Genomic DNA, 22,923 nt, shown 5'->3' with positions numbered 1-22,923 from the left:
CCTTGAGAAAAATAAATTTGTTATTAGTCCAATTAACTATATTGGATAACAATACCACTAATTACTTGTTTACACACAATTTTTGTTTGCTTTTTTGATATATATCATTGACTTGTGTGTTATTTGAGCGTAAATCACGTGAGTTGTTAACTCAACCGGTTGGCCACTTAATATCGGCAGCTTGACGATTTGTTTCAGCCCTAATTATGCCTCTTTGCAGTGCATGGGTTAAATTTAAATACAAGGGTTTAAAAAATATCGCCGCAGGGGCAAAATTTAAGCTGCGAATACTGACATAGGTTTGATCCTCATTGAGGCTTTTTGCCGCCGCGAGGGCATATTGCACCGTTTCATATTGTAATTGTGCCGTTAATCTTACATCCGGATTGGCCAGTAATGGCAAGTTAACGTGGCCCATAATGGCGTGTAATGGCTGCTCACTAATATCTGAAAAATTAGGTATATTGCTTTTATTGGCAATGGTGATTGCAGCTAGCTGTGCTTGTAAGTTGGTTAATGTTTGCTGGGCTGATAACTCGTCTGAGAAACATAAGCCAAATTCACCCGGCTTGATGATGAACACTTCACAATGTAAATCCAGTTCTAATTGTTTACTAAGGGATACTGTAATCGCCTTATATTCAGATAAACCCAGATCAATATCAATATCAGCCAGGGCGCGTATATTCACTAAAGCCAGCGTTTTGGGTGAACGGGCACTTGAAAGTAAATTAATTAAGGCCTGGTAACCATTCAGTTGTGTCAGTGGTTCTTGTACGGATAACTGTCGTAAGGTTTGGCAGGTTTGTTTGGCACGATTTAATTTTTTTAGGCTGACAAACCATAAAAAGGCAAAGATAAATATCACCGCAAACAGGATTATAATAGCCTTTTGCTGGTCCTTGTTATCACCCATGTAGTGAGTGAGTTTTTGCTGTAAATTTCTAATTTCTAATTTGAATTTTTCTTCGTTTAAGCTTGAATGAACCATGTCATTGACTGGTGACTCTTGTTCACTTTGGCTAATGGCAACCATTTTATCCATTACCTCAAGGGTAGAGGAAATGTCATCCACTTTACGATAAGCAACGGAAAGGTATTCTAAGGCTTCTTTTTGGGCATCAATCAGTTGTTTTGATTCTGCTATCTCTAGCGCTGCCTCAGCATGTGTAATGGTTTGCTGCCATTGCTGCTGTTTTGAGCTTACCTGAGCAAACAATAACTCGTTATACACTAAGTAGTGTAATACCTTTCTGGCTTTAAAAATTTCATTGGCCATGGTCAAGTAATTGAGGGATGACTGATAATCATCTAAATAAAAGTAGGCTTCGCCGATATTATGAAAGTTAAGGGCTTGACCAATGAGATGACCATTTTGTTGATCAATTTGTTGGGCATTAAGGTAGTAATCAATAGCTTTATTCCATTGTTTTTGCATGCCATAAACCATGGCTATGACTGTCAGGGCCTTTGATTGGAAGGCTTGTTGTCCTAGCTGCTGAAAACTAATGGCGGCATTGTTGGCATTTTTTAGGGCTTCATCCCATTGGCCTAGATCTCGATATAATCGTGATAACTGAAATTGAGTGTGTGCATGTAGCACTGGGGTGTCTAATCGACTGGTAATACGAAATGCTTCGTTATAGTGCTGTAATGCCTTCGCCAGTTGCTGCTTATTAACATAGAACTTACCTAAAGCGGTTTCAGCTTGGGCAATGAAATAATCCACCCGCATTTGGTAGGCAAGGTCACGATACTGTTTGTAGTGATACATGGCTTGGGTATCTTGTTTTAGCAAGCTATTCATGATGCTTAAATAACCTTGTAACACAAATTTAAAGGTCATGGCTTCGCTGTCGTTGAGTGAGGCTATTTTGTTTAATGCCTCTTTGAACAGAATGATACTTTGCTGATATTGCTGATCCTCTCTTCCTCTTATTCTTCCTTCTAAGAGTAAAATTTTTGCTTCATCTAGCGGGCTAATAGCGATTGATTCAAGTTGCCTGGTTAATAAGCGGGCATGACTGACTTCATTAGGGGCTGTGATGGTTGATTGTAAATATAATCTTGCTAGGGTCGCTAAATCTCTTTGTAATTGCTTAGGTTGGTATTTTAACTCTTCAGCCAGTTGTTCAAATTGCTGGCGGTTGTTAAATGATAATGGGAAGTTGGTTTTTTTCTGCAGTTGCTCAAACAACTGAACTGGGCGTTCATTAAACTCAATTTCAGCTTCGATAAAGGTATCCGCAACAACAGGAAAGGCCGACAGTAATATTAAGCTGAGTAAACCACTGATGAGTTTTCGCATGAAGAATGAGCAACCTTATTATAATTTTTGTAAGCTTTTATTGTTACTAGGTGAGTGAACTCACTGTACTTGTTATACTGCGCGCCTTAAGGGAAGAAATTTAATTACAAGTCCTTAAAAACATAACAAGAATAATAACAGAAGGAATCGAGAGTGAAAGCCAAAAAATTGACTATTTTATCTGCCAGCTTACTTTTTAGCGCCAGCAGCCTTGCCCAAGTTAGTTACCAAATCGATTTGACTCAGCCACAGCACCATTTAGCCCAAGTGAATGTTAGTTTCCCTACATCTTCAGCTGAGAATTTAACGGTCAATTTACCCGTTTGGCGTACGGGAAAATATGCAGTGCTGCCGTTAGCTGATGGGGTTCGCTCATTTACAGCAACAGATGAACAGGGCCAAGCGTTACCATGGCAGCGTACTGAGACGGGGGAATGGCAAGTGAATTTGTCAAAACCGACTGCAGTTAATGTCAGCTATCAGTTGTATGCCAATGATTTAGGTACTCGAGTGCGTCATATTGATAGCTCACATGCTTATATCGATGCCAGTGGGGTGTTTATGTATAGCCCAGAGTTTCGTGATGACAATGTGTTGGTTTCAATGAATGTGCCCCAAGGCTGGAACAGTTATTCAGGTATGGCACAGGGCAGCAAAGCCCATTCATTTATTGCTGATAACTATGATGTGTTAATTGACTCGCCAATTGAAACCGGTGAAAACGCCCATTATCGCTTTACAGCTGACGGTCGTGAATATGAACTGGTTTTTTGGGGTGAAGGTAATTACGATGCTCAGCAAATCGTTACAGATTTAACCAAAATCAGCAGCCAAGCTGAGGTGATTTGGGATGACTACCCGTTTGAGCGTTATGTGTATATGGTGCATGCCACCAGTGGCGCACGAGGCGCCACTGAGCATTTAAATTCAACCATTATTCAATTGCCACGCTTTAACTTTAGAGAACGTAAAGATTACCTGCGCTTTATCAGCACAGCATCTCACGAGTTTATCCATACTTGGAATGTCAAAGCTTATCGCCCACAGGGCCTAGTGCCTTATGATTACCAAAATGCCAGCATGACAGAGTTATTATGGATGGCTGAAGGCTCAACCAGTTATTTTCAAAATCAGTTATTATTGCGAGCCGATGTCATTACCCCGAAAGAGTTTTTTGCCGATTTAGCCAAACGGATAAACAACAACCTGCATAAACCGGGTCGTGAAATACAATCGGTTGCGCAAGCCAGTTTAAATGAGTGGACCAATACTGGCGGTGATTATGCCATTAACCATGGGGTCAATATCTATTCTGAAGGCTACTTGGCGTCGTTGTCACTGGATTTTAATTTATTGAAAGACACCCAGTTAGCGCATTCGTATCGTGATGTTCATCGTCAATTATACCGTGACCATAAACTGCCTAAAGGCTATAGCGTTGATGATGTAAAAGGTATTTTAAAGACGCTGGCAGGTAAAGATTATCAGCCTTGGTGGCAGCAGCATATTACCCAGCCATTCAGCTTAGATTTTGATACCTTACTGGCACAAGCGGGTTTAGCGATATCCTATGGCAAAGAGCCAAAGTCGACTGTTTACAGCGGTATGACGTTATCGGGTCAGCATGATGATTTAACACTATCCCATGTCAGCCGTAACAGCCCTGCATGGTTGGCGGGTATTGTTGCTGGCGATGAAGTGGTAGCCATTAACGGTTTAAAAGTCACTGCTGCGGGCTTTAAAAAGCGCTTAGAAGATTTCAGCCCGCAAGACACCATTAACGTAAGCCTGTTTAATAACGACACCTTAAAGCAGCTTGAGTTAACCTTAGATGAGCAACCTAAAGGTGAGCTAGCCATAATCGGTGTTGATTCACCAACGGCTGCACAAAAGGCCTTTCTTAAAGCTTGGTTAGGCATTGACTGGCCATTTGATGAGCAAGGTGAGTTTGCTAAATAAGCTAGTAAATTAATAGTTTTAATCAATTTTTTGATTAAAAGCATAGAAAGTTGCTACAAAAAAGCCCAATAGAAATAAATTCTGTTGGGCTTTTAAATTTGATTAAACCACTAAAGTGAAGTTACAAATTTAGATATTTTCTTCAATAGGCCCTAATGCCTGTTTCATCGCATTAATAAATGCGACTAGCTCGCCGCCCATTAATGCAAAATCGGCATCCAGTTTCGCCAAGGGATCTTCTGTGCCCACATCATCGGTAGCAGCTCTAAATTCTTCAGAGAACTTAAGGCGCTTAACGCTGGCATCAGACTGTAATAAAAACGCAATCGACTTAGCAAAATGCAATGACAGTTTATGTACTTGTTTGCCGGTCGCTAAATGGGCTAATACTTCATCTTCTTGCAGTACTTGCTGCTTAAAGCGCACAATGCCGCCTTCATCTGAATCAGACTTAAGCTCAGCTTCATCTTGCATTTCAAAAGGTTGTGGTGATGCGCCGTTTCTTAACCATTCGGTTAACGTGGTTTCAACTGGCGTAGTAAAGTGCAGCGGCACAACCGGTAGGCTGCCTAAGGCTTTGCGTAATAAAGCTAATAATTCTTCAGCTTTAGTGGCGCTTGAGCTGTCCACTAAAATCATTTCTAACTCAGGCATGATTAACGCATGGGTTTGACTACGACGAGAAAAAGCACGAGGCAATAGCGTCATGGTTATTTCTTCTTTCATCGCATCTTTTTCTTTCTTGGTCACTTTGCGGCTTTCTTGATCTTCTATTAACGCTACTTTTTCATCAAGCGCTTCTTTGATCACTTGGCCAGGCAGGATCTTTTCTTCTTTAGTGACACAAATTAAATGACGGTTTTCAGCGCTGTGAACTAACGCTTGGCCTTTTTTGCCCAATGCATTTGAAAAGCCAAACTTACTGATGTCTTGGCTTGAGCATGGCGAAAAGGTGAAGTCAGCTAATGCTGTTTCAAGTGCCTCTGTATCGGTACTGAAAGGCTTATTAAAACGATATAGGGTGAGATTTTTAAACCACATGAAAGACACTCTTCGAAAATTAAAAATGCAGTTTACGGTATCGTGGCGCTGGGGTAAACCATCATTCCCAATCTGCATGATTGTCGCTATGGCAGAATTCATCAAATTGTCATAAATCACTTTTAATTGATATTTTCTTTATTTTTCAGCGTGTTGATTATCTTGTTTTGTAATTGAATTAGTTTGTTCTAAATAAAAGTCCTGTTTTGAAATATTTCTGCAACAAAAGGTGTGCAATATTCGCCTCGTTCCCAAGCTATTAGGTAGCAGGTTTCTGCTCGTTCCAACTGATTAGCTGCACAGAAAAAGGTGTAAAACACCAACTATTAAGTCTAAAGGATGAAATGATGAACACTTTTTATAAAACGCTAGTTGCTTCTGCTATTGCTGCTGCCACGCTTTCAACCGCTCAAGCGGCAGAGCCACTTGAAATTTACGGTAAGCTCAATGTTTCAATTCAATCAAATGATGACGGTTCAGGTTCAGAAACACGAGTGCAAAGCAATGCATCACGATTTGGTGTGAAAGGCGCTTTCGAATTAAATAGTTCTTTAGAAGCGTTTTATACTATCGAATATGAAGTGGCAACTGACTCAGACAGCTCAAACAACTTCAAAGCCCGTAATCAGTTTGTTGGCCTAAAAGGCGACTTTGGTTCATTCGCGGTGGGCCGTAACGACACTATGCTGAAAAAGTCGCAGGGCAAAGTCGACCAGTTTGGTGATTACTCAGGCGATTTGAAAAACTTATTTGCTGGTGAAAACCGTATAGCAGAAACCGCAACTTACTTAACGCCTAAGTTTGGTGACTTCCAAGCGGGCGTGACTTACGCTGCATCAGGTGACAGTAAGCAAGCAGATGAGGATGGTTTCAGTATCGCTGCAATGTACGGTGACTCAGGGCTGAAGAAAACCCCAATTTATGCATCGGTTGCCTATGATGCTGAAGTTGCAGGTTATGATATTGTTCGTGGTACAGTACAAGGTAAAGTCGCAGGTTTTGTACTTGGCGGTATGTACCAACAAGAAGAAAAAGTCGATAGCGGTGATAGCAAAGATGGCTACTTACTCAGCGCTGCTTATAAAATTGACAGCGTGACCCTAAAAGCCCAATACCAAGACATGGAAGATAAAGGCGATTCATGGTCAATTGGCGCAGATTACTCACTAGGTAAGCCAACGAAGTTATTTGCTTTCTACACTGACCGTACTTCAATGGGTACAGTGGAAGATGCAGATGGTAATGATATGGATATCTCAATCGACGAAAGTTACTTTGCTGTAGGTATCGAACACAAGTTCTAAGTATCGCTTTATTAAAAGCGGTTTAACCGAAAATGTGTGATACATAACAAAGGAGGCATATCGCCTCCTTTGTGTTTTTCAATACATTAATTATGGCGTAGCGTGATAGATTTATGACAAAAATATGATTTTAATTCCATTTAGGGCCTTGAGATCATATTTCTGTAATAAAACTGACCAATAATACTAACGCGGCAAACTACTCACAGATAATATTATGACAGCTAAGATTTTAATTGTAGAAGATGAGTCAGCCATTCGAGAAATGCTGACATTTGTTATGGAACAACACGGCTTTACTACAACGGCTGCTGAAGATTTTGATTCAGCAATAGACCTACTGCAAGAACCTTATCCAGATCTGATTTTATTAGACTGGATGTTCCCAGGTGGAAGTGGAATACAATTAGCTAAGCGTTTAAAGCAAGATGAGTTTACTCGTCAAATTCCTATCATCATGTTAACCGCTCGCGGTGAAGAAGAAGATAAGGTTAAGGGATTAGAAGTCGGTGCAGATGATTACATTACTAAACCGTTTTCACCAAAAGAGTTAGTGGCACGTATTAAGGCTGTGTTACGCCGTAGTGCGCCAACACGACTTGAAGAGCTTATCGATGTGCAAGGGTTACAATTAGATCCGGTAAGCCATCGTGTCTCTGTTGGTGAGTCAGTGCTAGAAATGGGCCCAACCGAGTTTAGGTTACTGCACTTTTTCATGACTCACCCTGAACGTGTCTATAGCCGTGAACAGCTATTAGACAATGTGTGGGGCACCAACGTCTATGTTGAAGATCGCACTGTCGATGTCCATATACGCCGCTTACGCAAAGCCGTTGAAGACTCAGGCCATGATAAACTGATTCAAACCGTTCGCGGTGCGGGATATCGTTTTTCAACCAGAATGTAATTACTCACTATCAGCCAAAGCCTAATATACTGTTGTATTTCACTTTTGTTGTTTAGGTAAATGTAAATATTGTTATTTATTTACAGTAATTTAAGTGTAATTCAACGGCTTGGCTATAGTCAGTAACATGGTTTTAAGTTATCTTGTGAACCATTATTTTTCGACCGACAATACGGTAAAAAATCTGCTTAAGATTTTTTACCATCATAATTAGGCCGCTTATGTTTCGAGCTTACTCAGGGTCCAGACTTCTCCTTCGCCTTGTGGGGATCTTGTTGATTTTTGCCATCATAGGCATGATCATCAATCAAGTTTATATGAGTATTATTGTCGGTTGTATTGCCCTTTTAGGCTGGCATTACCGCCAAATTACCCGCTTAAATTACTGGCTTTGGAAAGACCGCAAACTCACTCCACCTCAAGGCACTGGCAGTTGGGAAGGTATTTTCAATGGCATATACCGCCTGCAAGGTAAAAATCGTCGCCGAGTTGGCCAGTTAGCGTCAATTTTAGGCCGCTTTAGGCAAGGTGCTGAAGCCTTACCAGATGCTGCGGTCGTACTTGATTCTGAACTCAATATTTTATGGTGTAACAAACTGGCGCAACTGCTGCTGGGTTTTGTTTGGCCCCAAGATAGCGGTCAACGCATTGATAACCTCATCCGTCATCCTGATTTTTCGGCCTACCTTAAGTCTGGTAAATTTAACGAGCCATTAGAGCTACCCTCACCACTATCGGATCAACGCTTATTAGAAATACGCTTAATGAGCTATGGCGACAGACAGATGCTACTGATTGCCCGTGATATTACCCGCATTAATCAGTTAGAGGGTATGCGCAAAGAGTTTGTTGCTAATGTATCCCATGAGCTAAAAACCCCGCTTACCGTACTGCAAGGTTATCTTGAGATCATGCAAAGCATGGAAGAGCCTGACAGCATGAACCATAAACCACTTAAATTGATGCAGCAGCAAACTAGGCGAATGCAATCAATGGTGGAGCAGTTATTAGTGTTATCGCGTATTGAAGATGGGGCTGATATTGATTTAGAAAAAACCATCAATATGCAGGTCATGTTGGATATTTTAAAAGATGAAGCCTCGGCATTGGCAATGGATCAATACCAGCTTGAGTTCATTTGTGAGGATAATTTAAATTGTCACGGTAACGAAGTGCAATTGCGAAGCGCCTGTACTAACTTGATTTCAAATGCGATTCGTTACACAGAGCCAGGCGGCAAAATTACCATTCGCTGGGAGTTAGTCCCAAGCGGCGCTAAATTTAGCGTAACCGATACCGGCCTTGGGATAGCGCCACATCATATAAGCCGCTTAACCGAACGTTTTTATCGGGTTGATAATGCCCGCTCCAGTAAAACTGGTGGTAGTGGTTTAGGGCTAGCGATTGTAAAGCATGCGCTTAATCATCATTACAGTGAGTTGCACATTACCAGTGAGTTAGAAAAGGGCAGTTGTTTTAGCTTTATTATTCCAGCACATTTGGTGATTAAGGGGTAATGACTTTCCCCTAAATTTTTAGCATTAAAAAAGCAGACATCAATGTCTGCTTTTTTGTTTGTGTGATTTGTTGTGATAGCTGGTAAATTGCTGGTTCTGACAAGCTTTTGGACAAAAAATCATTTAGATTATTTACTTAAATCGAGAGTCATCGGATTAGTTCAGGTATCTAAAACTCCAAGGTCTCACCATCAGCAGGAATAAGGACTTTATCTGACAAACCGTTTTTATCAATTGCTTCTTTAAGAATTGGTCGAGTCACTGCACAGTGATTGAGTGCCTCCATATGGTTCGCAACCACCTTATTAGGGGAAAGGCGAATAAACTCCATGACCTCATCAATAGACATCAATAACGGTTGACCAACGTCCATACGAGCACGACCTGCCGCGACTACTGTGATATCAGGTTTCAACTCAGTCAACGCTCGTTTTACATCATCGGTTAGAACTGTATCACCGCTAATGTAAATAGAAGGCTCATTGGGGAGCTCCAAGAAAAATCCAACACCATTAGCCATTACCTTGTGAATCCATCCATGGCCGTGCAAAGCCGGAACCGCGGTGAGCTTTCCGTCTAGAAAGTCGATAGTTTGCCAGTCTTCAATTCCCCAATTTACTGTTAAGTCGTATTTTTCTAGGTAAGCCTTATCTTTGGCTGGTGTCGCAACTGGGATATTACGACTTGTTAAAAACGTCTCACCTGCTGGATCTAGGTGATCTCCATGTTGTAATGCCTTGATACCAAGTGTTTGACTGTGAGTAATTAAGGTATGAGTAACCTTGTTTAGTAGCTCATCGGCATTACTTGGCATCTCAACGGTTGGATTTTTCGCGGCCTTAGCCTTAATGACTGAAAACGGAGGCATAGAGCCTTTTTTCCCCAACATAGGATCAATAAGGATAAATGTTTCGCCAGATTCAATGATAAAAGTTGCGCTACGTAGGTGGTGGATCTTCATAATGCCTCTCTAAACTCACTAAGAAGTCATGTTCTCTATACGATTTAGTATGCTACTTTCCGACTTCTTATGATACTGTCTTGAAAGTCAACGTTCGCGCAAATCGAGACACTCATGAACAAATCAAGCGAGTTAATTAAAATTACTATGATAGCCTTCGAAGGCATCAGTGCTTTTCATCTCTCTGTGCCCTGTCTGGTGTTTCAAGATATCTTTTTCGGTCAGCCGGTTCGGTTTAACTTGAGGACCTGTAGCGAAAACAGCTTGCGGTTTGAAACAAGCTCTGGATTTGGTGTGGTGGTCGATAGCGATCTAAGTGCTACCCAAGAAGCCGATATTATAATTATTCCAAGCTGGCCAAATGACCTGCCAGAGCCAAGTGAGCGACTTCTAGAGGCGTTAATAGATCATCATGATAAAGGGAAGTTGCTGGTAGGGCTCTGCCTTGGTTCTTATGTTCTCGCGTGTGCTGGCGTTCTCGATGGCAAACGAGCCACAAGCCACTGGGCATTTACCGAACAATTTCAGCAGCAATTTCCTAAGGTGAATTTTGACCCAAACCCTCTATTTGTTGAACATGAGACTATCATCACCTCTGCTGGAGTAGCAGCTTCACTCGATTGCTGTCTGCACATAGTGCGCCGTTTGTGTGGTAGTGAGCTTGCGAATGATCTCGCTCGTAAGATGGTGACTGCACCATCTCGTAATGGTGGGCAGCAACAATACATACCAGCACCAGTCAACATAAAACCCCTCACAGAGACAAGTATTAACCTTGTGATTGAGCAGGTTGAGCAGAGTCTCAATCAGTCTCATTCACTAGATGAACTCGCTGAGCGCTGTGCGATGAGTAAACGTACCTTTACACGCCAGTTTAAATCCACCTATGGTTGTACATTTGGTGAATGGCTGCAAAATCGACGTTTGGTGTTTAGCCAACGTCTATTAGAAACCACGAAACTATCGATACCTCAAGTTGCAGAGCAAGCGGGTTTTGGCTCTGACAGTGTATTTAGAAAGCACTTTAAATCTGCTTTTCATGTATCGCCGGTTCAGTGGCGCACGACTTTCAAGCAATAGAATTCATTTCATTGAGGGCATTTTTGCGTTACATGCTACCGCCAGCATACCTTTGGACAATTCCGTTTTAGCGAAATTGCTAATTCAGCAACACATGGATCATTAAAAGTATGGCAACGTCACTTAACTAACCCACTCAATCTTTATTAATGGAGCAGGCCAGTTCATCTTATGCGGGATGCACATTAGTTCAAATCAGTTAGCTCAAACTCACTAAATTCAGCAAAGTTGGGCACAGTGATTCTGCCGCTAAAGGTGTAAAGCATAACGCCTTGCTCGTGCCCTGATAGTGCGGCAGTGCTTATAATTGACTGCCATGTGTCGTTATCTTGCGTTCGATAATAAGCGCGAACTTTAGTGTCGCTTCTTTCAAGCTTTACCGATACTGTCGACTCACCGAATAATAAGCGATGTTTAATATCAGGCTGACCATTTTGTTCTACAACAAACACCAGCGATCGCGCACCCATAAACATCTCTTTACTGATTTTTATATAGTTATCATTGTCCCAGTAAATCCCTAGTCCAGCCTGCTCGAAACTGAGGTTCGGATCTAGATTAATCGTCACCTCCGCGCTGTATTCTGGCTTGTCTACCGGATAAATAAAGATGTTTTTTACATCATTAGCGCCAGCACCAAAGATATTGCCCTCTTGAACTTGCATTGTAAGCACTTCATTTTTAAACGACCAGTGCTCTGGGTTTTCATTTTGAATCGTCCAATTATCTAGATTGTTTATCATTGCGCTGTTCCTTACTATTAGATCATACGTTGGCGGAGTTGATAGAAAATATCGTCAAGATTGCCAAGATTTTGCAGCTTAATTCGGTCTAGTTCTTTTTGTACGCTGTCATACATAAGCTGATTACGCATATCACTCAGTGTGGCGTAATAGTGCATGCGGCGACCTAAAACAAAGTTATTCTGGTCGTTTTCACTCATCATCATAAAGTGCTCAATGGTGCGCAAAAATGTCTCTTTATCTTGTGGTAATTGTCCATTAAGTTCCGTCAATACATTGATGCCATGGAAGTTGCCATAATTACCCGTTATGCCGTCTAGCTTGCTGATAAGCTGATATTGTTCTTCAAGCATCTCTCGCTCTGTTAGTGGTGTAAATTGGCCGTTTTGTACTAACTCATCCAATTCAGTTCCCGATTTAACCGCCAGCGAGAGTATGCGAATTTCGTCTGGGTTGATTTGATTCAGTAGCTCGGCCGTTGCTGCGATATGTTGCTCTGACAGTTCTTTTCCACCTAAGCCAAGGATAATGAAGGTCATCATTTTCATACCCGCTTGCTTGGCATATTCGGCTGACTTCAAGATTGATTTCGGGGTGATCCCCTTTTTCATCAGTTTTAGAACCTCGATAGATCCCGACTCCATACCGCAGTAAAGCATGTTTAGCCCAGCATCGCAGATTGCTTTCATCTCCGCTGGCGATTTTTTAGTCATGGTCTGCGCCCGGCCATAAGAGCTGATCTGTTTAAGCTCCGGAAAAGCCTCTTTCAGTGTATTGAGCACGTCAAGTAAGTCTTGGGTTTCCATGGCGAATGAGTCGCCATCTTGCAAAAAACAGCTATCAAAGGTTCTGTTTTTATAAAACGCCCTCGCCGCCCAGATATCACGCTTAATATCTTCAACCGGACGAATAGAGAACTCCATGCCTTCAAAAAGGGTGCAGAACTTACATTTATTCCACGGGCACCCTTGTGTGGTTCTGATAAGCAAACTGTCTGCTTCTGATGGTGGGCGTATTGGGCCCTGTTGAAAATGTATCTGTGACATGGCTATTTATCCAATGAATTGAAATTGATTTGGCCATCCTACGGCAAATTTTACACGGTAAAAACGCGGTATTATTTGAATTATTATCAAAAATAAATAGATAAACACCGTACACATCACCACACAACGCGATCTAATTCCCTCTTTATGGTCAGACTTAAAAATCAATTCTCAAACTAAATTTGATAATAAATCAATTTTTAGACTGTTTTTACTTTGCAATAATCACCGTAATATACACCCAAACCAACAACGCAGCACACCATCAGCTGCTTCAACTCCATACAAAGGAACACACTATGACTAAGCTAACTATCGTTGCAAACATCGTGGCCAATGAAGACAAAATCGAACTGGTAAAAGCAGAGCTGTTGAAATTAATCGACGTCACTCGTGCCGAAGACGGTTGCATCAACTATGACCTCCACCAAGACAACGAAAACCCAGCACACTTCACTTTCTACGAAAACTGGGTATCACGTGAACTTTGGCAAGCACATATGGGTAATCAACACCTTGCCGATTATATGGCAGCAACTGAAGGCTGTGTGGCTAGCTTCGTTGTAAACGAAATGACCCAAATCGCTTAAGCCAACTTTGTATTCCCCCTTATTTGAGTCAATGGCTTTAAAAGTTTTTTGCTCAAATACACTTGTTTTCATCTACGTATTTTCTTGGTTTACATATCATGATCACAGACCTTTGGTTTTATGTTGCAGCGATACCTGCCGTTTTTTTCTATGGCATGGGCAAGGGAGGGGTCGGCGGTATTTTGGGGATGCTATCGGTACCTTTGATGGCGATGAGCGTATCGCCAGTTCAAGCCGCTGCGATTTTATTACCATTATTGTGTGGTATGGATTTAATGGCGCTGTTTTACCACCGCAAGAACTGCAATTACGTCGAGCTAAAAAGTATGATGCCCTTCGCTATTTTGGGGGTGATGAGTGCTGCTTATTTTATGGGTAGTCTGTCAACATCTGTAGTTGAACTTATCATTGGGGGGCTGGCTTTGGTCTTTTTAACACAAAAGTTTCTGCTAAAGCAGGTTCAATTTAGCCACCCGATAAAGGGCTATGCCTTAAGTATGTTGTCTGGGTTTTCCAGTACAATTGCCCATGCCGGTGGCCCGCCTGCAAGCATGCATCTACTGCCAAAAAATCTGCCGAAAGAACAATTAATCGGCACCAGCGTAGTATTTTTCACGGTGCTTAATTTTATTAAGTTGATCCCATACAGCTATATGGGGCTGCTCGATATGCAAAACTTGATGACCTCGTTAGTTTTGGTGCCGATTGCGTTTTTAGGGGTTAGAGCCGGTGTGTGGATGGTGAATATCATCTCTCAAGAGTTGATTTACAAGATAAGTTATAGCGTTCTGTTTCTTACGGGAACAAAGATGCTCTATTCCGGCCTCACGGCACTTTAAATGCGATTTTAAAACCTCTTTTTCTTTTATCATAAGGTCACGTTATGTCTAACATTATCAATCTCGGGGTTACCGATTTATCTTTTCATCGCGTTACTGCATCGATAGTTAGCCATGTCTTAACTGATATGGGTTTTCAGGTGGAACGTGTCTACGCACCACATCAAGAAAATTTCCAAAATCTAAAAGCGGGCCGTATCGACATGCTCTCTTCGGCCTGGTTACCTTCAAGCCACGGTATCTATAAATCCGATGTTGAAACGGTAGAGCCTTTGTTAGAGTTAGGTTTGCACTATAAACCGTACGCTCTATGGGGGGTGCCCGATTATGTACCTGAGGAGGTTGTTTCACAAATCAGTGACCTATTAAAACCAGAAGTCGTTAAGCGCACCAACAAACACATTCAAGGTATTAACCCAGGTGCTGGCATTACCCGATTCTCTATTGAAATGATGGACCAATATGGATTAAGCGATGTGGGTTATCATTTTCACTCTGGTTCAGAAGAGGATTGCTTTGGTGCCTACGAACGTGCGGTTGAAAATAATGAGTGGGTTATTGTGCCATTGTGGAAACCACAGTTCTTGCACCACCTATTTACTATCCGTGAATTAAAAGAGCCCAAAGGATTATTGGGTAGCGTTGATCGCGCCATATTATTACTTCGACAAGAAAGATCAATCGTATTTACCCCAGCACAGTTGGCACAGCTAGATCAATTGCGCTTTTCAAATGAAATCATCGCAGAATTGGATTACAAGGTTTGCCGTGCGGGATTAGCGGTTGATGATGTGACTCGTGAGTGGTTGGACAACCATCAGTAGTTAAGACCATCACCGCTTTACTGAGGGCTGGCAATTTCCACGCCCTCACAACCTCAACAGTTAACCCAATAGAATCCCTTTGTCCTTCATTTGGATTAGAATCTGTTCGGTCTTTTCTCTAAGCATATCCCTTAATAGGCGGACGGTTGGGGTAATAGATTGTCGGCTTGGGCATATTAACCAAAGCTCAGTGGAAGTCGGTTTATAGTCTGCCATTACATTGACCACTTTCCCTGTTAGCAAGTCATCGGCCATATCGAGGCAAGACTTGATTGCTACCCCTTTCCCCGCCACACACCAGCGCCGAACAAGATCGCCATCATTAGATGCTCTGTTACCTTTCAGTTTTACCTTAATGTCCTCTTTTCCATCATTAAACAACCACTCATTTTGCAAAATATCATGTAACTGGTAAAACAGGGCATTATGTTCAAGCAGATCATCTGGCTCGGATGGAGTACCGTATTTTGCTAAATACTCCGGGCTGGCGCACAACAGCCTTGGCACATCACAAATTTTAAAACCGTACATACTCGCATCGGTTGGTGAGCCATAGCGCAGCGCCATATCAACAGAATCTCGATAAAAATCGATGTTGCTGTCACTGATACTGGAGCGAAGTGAAACGTCTGGGTAGTCCAACAAAAATTCATCAAGCCAAGGTGTGACCACATTTCGGCCCAAATCAGACGAAAGGGCGATGCGGATCTCTCCATCAATAATCCCTAGCTCTTCACGCATGTTCATTTTGGCTTTTTCAAGCATCTGCAACGCCTCTTCACACTGAGGCAAATAACGCTCGCCGGCAGAAGATAAGCGTAAATGACGAGTCGTTCGTACAAATAATTCAACCCCTAATGATGCCTCAACACGTTTCACCGCCGCACTTGCCGTTGCCGTGCGCATATCCAGATTTGTCGCAGCAGCAGTGATGCTGCGAAACTCTGCGACTTTTAAAATGACCTGAAAATCCTCTAAGAGCATAACCGTTACCTTTTAATCAGTGTGTTAACAAAATCTGAAAATGACTATCCCTTTATATCGCACCACATGAAATATTAAAAGATTATTATCAAATTTTAATTGGTAATTATTCAATTGATGGGCTGTTTTTCATTGGTAATGTTCGCACTATTATACCTCCATACCAACAACGCAGTGCGCTAAGTACGGCACTAACTCAGAACGAAGGAAACTCCTATGACTACATTAACGATTGTTGCAAACATCAAAGCCAATGACGACAAAATTGAACTTGTGAAAGCTGAGCTACTAAAACTTATCGAGATAACTCGTGCTGAAGAAGGTTGCATCAACTATGACCTTCATCAAGACAACGACAACCCAGCGCATTTTACTTTTTATGAAAACTGGGTATCACGTGAACTTTGGCAGGCTCATATGGGCAACCAGCACCTTGCGGACTACATGACAGCAACGGAAGGCTCTGTCGCAAGCTTCACAGTCAACGAAATGACCAAGATCGCTTAGTTAAAAATTAACGTATTTAAACATTCAATTATCAAAATAGATTTGAAAGTATTTACAATATAAGTCAGTAATTGAGTGTAGTACCTGTACTACATTTAGTGAGTAACTCAATATGACATGACGAGTTGCCCTATCACTAAAACATTAAAGACATCAAAATTACCGACGATTTCGGTATCAAATTTAAAAGGAACATCCCATGACTACATTAACGATTGTTGCAAACATCAAAGCTAATGACGACAAAATTGAACTGGTGAAAGCCGAGCTACTAAAGCTTATCGACATTACTCGCGCTGAAGAAGGTTGCATCAACTATGACCTTCATCAAGACAACGAAAACCCAGCGCATTTTACTTTTTATGAAAACTGGGTATCACGTGAACTTTGGCAGGCTCATATGGGCAACCAGCACCTTGCGGACTACATGACAGCAACGGAAGGCTCTGTCGCAAGCTTCACAGTCAACGAAATGACTAAGATCGCGTAACGACAACATAAAACAAGCTTGTTATAGCACTATGCCCTGACTAAAACGGTTAGGGCATCAAAGAACACCAATGAGGCTCGACATGAAAAATATCAAAATCTTACTAACACTTGCGACTGCGATGATAGTTAACACAGCGCAAGCGGCTGATATCGAAGTGGTTGCCAAGCTTGATGGCACACGACCAGGGAACATTACAGTAACGAAGCAGGGGCGTACTTTCCTTTCTATGCAACCCCTTGATGCACCTGAACTTCGTGTTGTTGAATTGATGAAGGATGGCTCAACCAAAGCATTTCCAACCCAAGACTGGGCAGATGGTCCAGATAAAGGTGAGGTTGGTTTGGCTTCAGTAATCGGTATTGATAGTACCGATGATGGTGTTGTGTGGGTGTTAGATATGGGCAGTGAAACTTCGCCTTCGCAAATTGTTGCATGGGATACCGTCAACGATAAGCTATTTAAACGCATTGAAATTGGAAAAGACGTACAGGTCGGTAACTCTTTTTTACAGGATTTTGCATTAGATACACTGCGTAACCAGATGTACATTGCCGATACGAGTTTAGGTAATCTGTATGGCGAAGCTGCGCCTGCCTTTGTTGTTGTAGATTTAAATACAGGTAAATCTCGCCGCGTTTTGCAATCAAATAAAGCACTGCTTTCACCTGAGCATGAAGTTGTGATTGATAGTTCTCGTATGGCGACAAAGCGTGAAGATGGTAGCGTTGATGCGCTTTATCTTGGTGTGAATCCAATCACTATTGATGCAAATAATGAATGGCTATATTTTGGTACAGTCAATGGTAGTGCTATCTACCGTATTCCTGCCGCTGCTCTTGCTAACACAGCGCTTAGTGAAGATGCATTGGCCGAGCAGATTGAATTTTTCAGTGAAAAACGTCCAAGTGATGGCATGATTATCGCAGATAACGGTGATATCTATGTCGGTGATATTGAGAAAAATGCTGTTGGTGTGGTGAATAAAGACGGCTACAAAATCTTTGCACAAGATGACAAGTTATTGTCATGGGCAGATGGTTTCTCTATCCAGGGTGATTACTTGTACGTCACTCAAAACTCTCTTCACTTCCACCCTGCTTTCAACGAAGGCGAAGAAGGTTCAACCAAGCCATACCATGTGCTTCGAATCAAACTTAACTAATTGATGGTCTTTATGGCGGGAGTCATTCTCTCCTGTCCTTATTTTTCAATTCAATAGCGAGCCCATCATGAAAAATTCACGATAAAACCGAGTCGAGACCTTATCCAGGTGTCTGAATTTGCCTCATCTGCTGTTGGCGGAGGTGATGTGATTGCTGACGGTAGCAAGGTTACACATCTTCAGGTTGGAACCGCGTGGTTGGTCTGTTTTTTCCGACTTGGGACACTGTCGCGATCAATCAAGGTAGCAACGATGTGGCCAGAGGCGGAGGCAGTACTGATGGTATGTTAGCTCAGGAAGTGGTTGGTCATGAAGATCGCTTTATAACTTTTCCAGATCACCTTTCTTACGAAGAAACATCAACTGTAGTGGATCAGTAAATTTGGCCACATAGTCAGAACTCTAGACATAAGGAAAAGTAAGTCTAATCGCGTGTCTTGAAATTAGCCTCAATCCTGCTCTAGCTTGTTTTGGGGCATAAATGAGTTACCAGCACCAGCTTTAAACTTCATTTATATTAGATCAGTAACAGCAGGCCATCACTTCAATCTAACCAATTGCCTGCCGCAGGCTTATGTGCAAGCACGACTGTGACACGCTGCAAGTTCGTCCCTGAAAGCTCGGCCATGACGTCCTTGTCATGGACGGTCATAGCCGCGCTTACACCGGAATTTTCATCTCTTCGATTTAGCTTTTTATATTGCAACAAGTAAAAGCCAAATATCAAAAGCTAGACAATCTATAAATCTAAGAAAGTAAAAGACTAAAACTCAATTTGAATTGAGGACGTTGAAGAAAATAGCGTGATGCTCACATGGATGTGAGCATAGCTTTCGAGGTGCAGGATCACTCCTTAGCATCCATGCCACCGTGACATTTGTAAATCCATTTACTTCAGACTCACCATCGGAAGCGTTAGCATTTTCACTCTTTATAATAAACAGGGGCCGAAGTTAGCAACAAACGAAGTTAAAAGCTGGATAAATCCCCATCGAAAATCATGCGCTTTTCAGCATTTTTCGTTAGGGGCGGCGGGGCCTAATTCATTAATAAAGAGTATGGAGGGTAATGCTGTTGATACCCTTTTGGTTGGGTGTGGGTGGAAAACCCACGACGTTAATCCAAACGGAGTTTGGAAATACAAAAAAGGCATCAACAGTCTAATTTGGGTGCGGACTAGGTATCACGACTTTGAATTGTTCATAATAACCGATTCTTTAAGCCACAATAATGCTTCTTTAAAATGGTCAGTATCAAATAACTTACATGAAGCGGGTTTTATAAGGTCTTGCGGATGAGTCTGTAAACTATTTGTTGGTCTTTATTGCAACAAAGCCTAACTTGTTAGGTAAAAACTGCAGGCTTAATAAATAACTCATAGTCAAAATTAGCTGTATTAAGCAATTTAAATAAACTGATTTTCAGCTAATACCATGATTTTTAACTGCTTAAGGTTGCCATTAATTAGCTTTGGAACGTGTTTGGTGTGATTGTTAAAAGTGTTAATTGTCATACTGCTGTCACATTAGCGTCATAGACTTGTCATCATCGTCATTGATACTGAGCCTGTCTTAAATAACAACGCTTATAATACCGGAGCACAAAAATGAAACTTAAACAGCTAGTTGGCGCTATCGCCTTTTCTGCAGCTGGTGTATTTTCAGCTACATCTATGGCAGCCATTGATAAAACATTACCTGTGTACGAAAAAACCAGTGGTGTTTCAGGTAACTTGTCATCAGTGGGTTCAGATACTTTAGCTAATATGATGACCTTATGGGCTGAAGATTTTAAACATATTTACCCTAACGTAAATATCCAAATTCAAGCTGCTGGTTCTTCTACTGCGCCGCCAGCATTAACTGAAGGTACTTCTCAGTTCGGTCCTATGAGCCGTCAAATGAAGCCTAATGAAATTGAAGCTTTTGAAAAACATTATGGTTACGCACCAACAGCTATTCGTGTTGCAATTGATGCATTAGCAGTATTTGTTCATAAAGATAATCCAATCGAAGGGTTAAGCATCGAGCAAATCGATTCAATCTTCTCATCAACTAAAAAGTGTGGTGGTGATGATGTAACGCGTTGGGGCGATGTTGGGCTAGAAGGTAACTGGGCTAAGAAAGACGTGCAATTATATGGTCGTAACTCAGTATCAGGTACTTACGGTTACTTCAAAAAGAAAGCACTTTGTAAAGGTGACTTTAGACCAAACGTTAATGAGCAACCAGGTTCTGCTTCAGTAGTGCAATCAGTTTCTCAAGGTCTTAATGCTATCGGTTATTCTGGTATCGGTTACAAAACTGCAGGTGTTAAAGCGGTAGCGCTTTCAAAGAAAGGCACTAAATACATCGCAGCAACTGCAGGTAATGCAGCGAATGGGACTTACCCATTATCACGTTACTTATACGTTTACATCAACAAGCACCCTAACAATGACTTATCACCAATGGATCGTGAGTTCATCCGTTACGTGTTATCGCTGCAGGGTCAGCAAATTGTTGAAAAAGACGGCTATGTTCCACTACCTCGCAGTGTCGTTGCAAAAGATTTACAAAAAGCAGGTATCAAGCTTTAAGCTTACCGCCTAACAAATGATTAGAGCCTCAATTATGAATATAGTTGAGGCTTTTTTTATACCTGTGATAAATATGAATTTAATCTAACTTGTCGATGAAAAGCGCGCATTGGTATATTCTGTTGCACATCATACTGTTGGTGAATAGGTATCAAATTGACAACGCTTTGGGATAATAATCGTGACTATCATTCAGTAGCCAATACTGATGAAATTAAAGTACATAATATGCAGCTGACACTCGCTGTCGATTTCGAGTTACAACAATTGACTGGCCAAGTGATATTACAGTTCAAGCGCTTGCAAACTTGTGATCAACTCGTGCTTGATGGTCGAGATCTTAATATTGATACCATCAGTGATATCCAAGGCAATGCCGTTGACTATGCCGTTGAGCATATTGATACTCTGCAAGGGGATAAAATCGTTATCAACATCGGTAAGGTAATTGATGAAGTTGTGATTCAATACCGCACCTCACCGAATTCACAAGGCTTGCAATGGCTCACGCCAGAACAAACCTTAGGTAAACAATCTCCTTATTTATTCAGTCAATCGCAACCCGTTAATGCCCGCAGTTGGATCCCTTTGCAAGACACGCCTAAAGCCCGTATTACGTTCACAGCAACAGTGACAGTCAATAATGGTTTAAGAGCCGTGATGAGCGCTGCTAATAGCGATGTGATGCCAACAGATGGTGTATTTCAGTTTGAGATGGAAAAGCCCATTCCGACCCATTTACTAGCACTGGCAGTAGGAGATTTAGCTTACGGGGCCATTAGTGACCGCTGCGGTATTTATACCGAACCTGCGATGCTAGCCAAAGCGTTGGCTGAGTTTGAAGATACCGAGGAGATGATATTAGCGGCTGAGTCCTTGCTTGGCCCATATCCATGGGATCGCTATGACATGATAGTGTTACCGCCGAGCTTTCCCTTTGGTGGCATGGAAAATCCACGACTGGCTTTTATTACTCCTACCTTGATAGCGGGCGATAAAAGCTTAGTGTCTACTGTAGCCCATGAGTTAGCTCACTCATGGACGGGGAACTTAGTCAGTAATGCCACTTGGCGAGACTTATGGCTCAATGAAGGCTTTACCACTTACTTTACCAATCGTTTAGTGGAGAAAATATATGGCAAAGAGCAAGCGGAGCTTGAATGGGTGATTGAGTTTGGCCGCCTTAAAGAAGAAATGACCTCAATGCCATTAGCTGCGCAAACACTACCGGCGAACGTGCAGCACCAAGATGCGAATGACGCTTTTAATCGCTTTACCTATGACAAAGCATCAATGTTTGTCCATGAACTTGAAGTACGATTAGGCCGTAAAGCCTTTGATCACTTCTTATTTGATTATGTGCAGCATTTTAAGTTTCAAGCTATTACCACTGAAACCTTTATTGAATATGCCAAGCAAACCTTGCTTGTGCAGTATCCCGAGGCCATCAGTGAATCAGAGTTGATGACTTGGGTATACGGTGAAGGATTACCCCAATGGTTTGTTGGGCCGACATCCACAAGCTTAGATAAAGTGGATTTGGCATTGCAGCAATTAAAGCTGGGCGACAGTGCGGCTAAATTGAATGTGGCTGGTTGGCGAGTGCATCATTGGCAGTATTTTATCAAACAGCTACCGCTGCAACTCACGCAGCTACAACTTACCGATCTTGATAGCGTGTTTGGCTTCTCGGGTTCACAAAATGCTGAGCTTGCCTGCGACTGGTACAGTGTAGCCATTCGCAATAACTATGAGATAGTGCTGCCAAAGGTTGCAGCCTTTTTAGGTCATATTGGCCGAGCAAAGTTTGTTAAGCCGCTTTATAACGAGTTATTAATTGCCGGGTATGAGCAACAGGCTTTAGCGATATTTCAGCAGGCAAGGGCAGGTTATCATCCTTCACTGCAAGTACAACTTGATGCACTGATGCAGCAGCTTTGAAGCTCAGCGCTATTGATTAACAATGGCTAAAAAAATGGCAACCCAGTGGGCTGCCAGAAGTATTACTTTGCGGGTTTTGCTAATAATGCGCTAGCGTATTAACAATGCCCTAAATGGGGGATGATGATGAACAATGAAA

At 41.9% G+C, this 22,923-nt stretch carries 20 protein-coding genes; 14 read left to right on the top strand and 6 right to left on the bottom strand.

Translation table 11 applies throughout. The features are described 5' to 3' along the window. Positions 1 to 151: 151 nt before the first annotated feature. Positions 152 to 2,308 (bottom strand): tetratricopeptide repeat protein, encoded by a 2,157-nt coding sequence (locus BCU94_RS00955; protein WP_102439535.1) that lies wholly within the window; start codon positions 2,306 to 2,308, stop codon positions 152 to 154. A 153-nt stretch (positions 2,309 to 2,461) separates the two neighbouring features. Here BCU94_RS00955 and BCU94_RS00950 point away from each other — a divergent pair, with 153 nt between their 5' ends. Continuing rightward, positions 2,462 to 4,267: a PDZ domain-containing protein gene (locus BCU94_RS00950; protein WP_102439536.1), complete on the top strand. Its 1,806-nt coding sequence runs from the start codon at positions 2,462 to 2,464 to the stop codon at positions 4,265 to 4,267. Positions 4,268 to 4,396: 129 nt separating this feature from the next. Here the strand turns inward: BCU94_RS00950 and rdgC are convergent, their stop codons facing one another. Beyond that, positions 4,397 to 5,308, bottom strand: a complete 912-nt coding sequence (rdgC, locus tag BCU94_RS00945; protein WP_102439550.1) for a recombination-associated protein RdgC — start codon at positions 5,306 to 5,308, stop codon at positions 4,397 to 4,399. Positions 5,309 to 5,652: 344 nt separating this feature from the next. Between rdgC and BCU94_RS00940 the strand changes: the two genes are divergently transcribed. The 3 genes from BCU94_RS00940 (at position 5,653) to phoR (ending at position 9,036) form a co-directional block, all read left to right on the top strand. Further along, positions 5,653 to 6,612, top strand: a complete 960-nt coding sequence (locus tag BCU94_RS00940) for a porin (protein ID WP_102439537.1) — start codon at positions 5,653 to 5,655, stop codon at positions 6,610 to 6,612. A 217-nt stretch (positions 6,613 to 6,829) separates the two neighbouring features. Next, a complete protein-coding gene (gene phoB, locus BCU94_RS00935; protein WP_102439538.1) occupies positions 6,830 to 7,519 on the top strand; it encodes a phosphate regulon transcriptional regulator PhoB in 690 nt (229 codons plus the stop codon). A 221-nt stretch (positions 7,520 to 7,740) separates the two neighbouring features. Beyond that, positions 7,741 to 9,036 (top strand): phosphate regulon sensor histidine kinase PhoR, encoded by a 1,296-nt coding sequence (gene phoR / locus BCU94_RS00930; protein ID WP_102439539.1) that lies wholly within the window; start codon positions 7,741 to 7,743, stop codon positions 9,034 to 9,036. 169 nt (positions 9,037 to 9,205) lie between these two features. Here phoR and BCU94_RS00925 read toward each other — a convergent pair whose 3' ends face one another. Next, positions 9,206 to 9,997, bottom strand: a complete 792-nt coding sequence (locus BCU94_RS00925) for an MBL fold metallo-hydrolase (protein WP_102475385.1) — start codon at positions 9,995 to 9,997, stop codon at positions 9,206 to 9,208. A gap of 114 nt (positions 9,998 to 10,111) precedes the next feature. Between BCU94_RS00925 and BCU94_RS00920 the strand changes: the two genes are divergently transcribed. Then, positions 10,112 to 11,077 (top strand): helix-turn-helix domain-containing protein, encoded by a 966-nt coding sequence (locus BCU94_RS00920; RefSeq protein ID WP_102439541.1) that lies wholly within the window; start codon positions 10,112 to 10,114, stop codon positions 11,075 to 11,077. A 185-nt stretch (positions 11,078 to 11,262) separates the two neighbouring features. On the opposite strand, the gene BCU94_RS00915 is transcribed toward BCU94_RS00920, so the two are convergent. Then, positions 11,263 to 11,820, bottom strand: coding sequence for a DUF1349 domain-containing protein (locus BCU94_RS00915; RefSeq protein WP_198589518.1), 558 nt, complete (start codon positions 11,818 to 11,820; stop codon positions 11,263 to 11,265). A gap of 17 nt (positions 11,821 to 11,837) precedes the next feature. After that, positions 11,838 to 12,866 carry a radical SAM protein gene (locus BCU94_RS00910; RefSeq protein WP_055023927.1) on the bottom strand — a complete coding sequence of 343 codons (1,029 nt, stop codon included), beginning with the start codon at positions 12,864 to 12,866 and terminating at the stop codon, positions 11,838 to 11,840. A gap of 299 nt (positions 12,867 to 13,165) precedes the next feature. On the opposite strand from BCU94_RS00910, the gene BCU94_RS00905 reads away from it, so the two are divergent. The 3 genes from BCU94_RS00905 (at position 13,166) to BCU94_RS00895 (ending at position 15,119) form a co-directional block, all read left to right on the top strand. After that, positions 13,166 to 13,456 (top strand): putative quinol monooxygenase, encoded by a 291-nt coding sequence (locus BCU94_RS00905; protein WP_102475384.1) that lies wholly within the window; start codon positions 13,166 to 13,168, stop codon positions 13,454 to 13,456. A 98-nt stretch (positions 13,457 to 13,554) separates the two neighbouring features. Continuing rightward, a complete protein-coding gene (locus BCU94_RS00900) occupies positions 13,555 to 14,295 on the top strand; it encodes a sulfite exporter TauE/SafE family protein (protein WP_055026565.1) in 741 nt (246 codons plus the stop codon). Between the two features lie 44 nt (positions 14,296 to 14,339). After that, the gene (locus BCU94_RS00895) at positions 14,340 to 15,119 is read left to right on the top strand and encodes a glycine betaine ABC transporter substrate-binding protein (RefSeq protein ID WP_102475383.1); all 780 of its coding nucleotides are present in this window, start codon (positions 14,340 to 14,342) and stop codon (positions 15,117 to 15,119) included. Between the two features lie 60 nt (positions 15,120 to 15,179). On the opposite strand, the gene BCU94_RS00890 is transcribed toward BCU94_RS00895, so the two are convergent. After that, positions 15,180 to 16,103: a LysR family transcriptional regulator gene (locus tag BCU94_RS00890; protein ID WP_102475382.1), complete on the bottom strand. Its 924-nt coding sequence runs from the start codon at positions 16,101 to 16,103 to the stop codon at positions 15,180 to 15,182. A gap of 216 nt (positions 16,104 to 16,319) precedes the next feature. Between BCU94_RS00890 and BCU94_RS00885 the strand changes: the two genes are divergently transcribed. The 6 genes from BCU94_RS00885 to BCU94_RS00860 all read left to right on the top strand — a co-directional run bounded on the left by BCU94_RS00885 (position 16,320) and on the right by BCU94_RS00860 (position 22,784). Beyond that, positions 16,320 to 16,610, top strand: a complete 291-nt coding sequence (locus BCU94_RS00885) for a putative quinol monooxygenase (RefSeq protein ID WP_102322248.1) — start codon at positions 16,320 to 16,322, stop codon at positions 16,608 to 16,610. Between the two features lie 199 nt (positions 16,611 to 16,809). After that, entirely contained in the window at positions 16,810 to 17,100 is a 291-nt protein-coding gene (locus BCU94_RS00880) for a putative quinol monooxygenase (RefSeq protein ID WP_055026561.1), read from the top strand. A gap of 82 nt (positions 17,101 to 17,182) precedes the next feature. After that, positions 17,183 to 18,265, top strand: a complete 1,083-nt coding sequence (locus BCU94_RS00875) for an L-dopachrome tautomerase-related protein (RefSeq protein ID WP_102475381.1) — start codon at positions 17,183 to 17,185, stop codon at positions 18,263 to 18,265. Between the two features lie 194 nt (positions 18,266 to 18,459). Next, positions 18,460 to 18,645: a hypothetical protein gene (locus BCU94_RS00870; RefSeq protein ID WP_102475380.1), complete on the top strand. Its 186-nt coding sequence runs from the start codon at positions 18,460 to 18,462 to the stop codon at positions 18,643 to 18,645. A 1,226-nt stretch (positions 18,646 to 19,871) separates the two neighbouring features. Next, entirely contained in the window at positions 19,872 to 20,843 is a 972-nt protein-coding gene (locus BCU94_RS00865) for a phosphate ABC transporter substrate-binding protein PstS family protein (RefSeq protein WP_102440693.1), read from the top strand. A gap of 156 nt (positions 20,844 to 20,999) precedes the next feature. Then, a complete protein-coding gene (locus BCU94_RS00860) occupies positions 21,000 to 22,784 on the top strand; it encodes a M1 family metallopeptidase (protein WP_102475379.1) in 1,785 nt (594 codons plus the stop codon). The last annotated feature ends 139 nt before the right edge of the window (positions 22,785 to 22,923 follow it).

Source organism: Shewanella sp. 10N.286.52.C2 (genome assembly GCF_002874545.1).
Lineage (GTDB): Bacteria > Pseudomonadota > Gammaproteobacteria > Enterobacterales > Shewanellaceae > Shewanella.
The sequence above is the reverse complement of the archived record's forward strand: the minus strand, read 5'-3'. Positions and strand labels throughout refer to the sequence as shown.

Coding starts and splice junctions, on each gene's coding strand:
- phoR (WP_102439539.1), top strand. CDS start 7,741: ATGTTTCGAGCTTACTCAGGGTCCAGACTTCTCCTTCGCCTTGTGGGG.
- BCU94_RS00915 (WP_198589518.1), bottom strand. CDS start 11,820: ATGATAAACAATCTAGATAATTGGACGATTCAAAATGAAAACCCAGAG.
- phoB (WP_102439538.1), top strand. CDS start 6,830: ATGACAGCTAAGATTTTAATTGTAGAAGATGAGTCAGCCATTCGAGAA.
- BCU94_RS00880 (WP_055026561.1), top strand. CDS start 16,810: ATGACTACATTAACGATTGTTGCAAACATCAAAGCTAATGACGACAAA.
- BCU94_RS00900 (WP_055026565.1), top strand. CDS start 13,555: ATGATCACAGACCTTTGGTTTTATGTTGCAGCGATACCTGCCGTTTTT.
- BCU94_RS00865 (WP_102440693.1), top strand. CDS start 19,872: ATGAAACTTAAACAGCTAGTTGGCGCTATCGCCTTTTCTGCAGCTGGT.
- rdgC (WP_102439550.1), bottom strand. CDS start 5,308: ATGTGGTTTAAAAATCTCACCCTATATCGTTTTAATAAGCCTTTCAGT.
- BCU94_RS00905 (WP_102475384.1), top strand. CDS start 13,166: ATGACTAAGCTAACTATCGTTGCAAACATCGTGGCCAATGAAGACAAA.
- BCU94_RS00895 (WP_102475383.1), top strand. CDS start 14,340: ATGTCTAACATTATCAATCTCGGGGTTACCGATTTATCTTTTCATCGC.
- BCU94_RS00890 (WP_102475382.1), bottom strand. CDS start 16,103: ATGCTCTTAGAGGATTTTCAGGTCATTTTAAAAGTCGCAGAGTTTCGC.
- BCU94_RS00920 (WP_102439541.1), top strand. CDS start 10,112: ATGAACAAATCAAGCGAGTTAATTAAAATTACTATGATAGCCTTCGAA.
- BCU94_RS00940 (WP_102439537.1), top strand. CDS start 5,653: ATGATGAACACTTTTTATAAAACGCTAGTTGCTTCTGCTATTGCTGCT.
- BCU94_RS00875 (WP_102475381.1), top strand. CDS start 17,183: ATGAAAAATATCAAAATCTTACTAACACTTGCGACTGCGATGATAGTT.
- BCU94_RS00925 (WP_102475385.1), bottom strand. CDS start 9,997: ATGAAGATCCACCACCTACGTAGCGCAACTTTTATCATTGAATCTGGC.
- BCU94_RS00885 (WP_102322248.1), top strand. CDS start 16,320: ATGACTACATTAACGATTGTTGCAAACATCAAAGCCAATGACGACAAA.
- BCU94_RS00910 (WP_055023927.1), bottom strand. CDS start 12,866: ATGTCACAGATACATTTTCAACAGGGCCCAATACGCCCACCATCAGAA.
- BCU94_RS00955 (WP_102439535.1), bottom strand. CDS start 2,308: ATGCGAAAACTCATCAGTGGTTTACTCAGCTTAATATTACTGTCGGCC.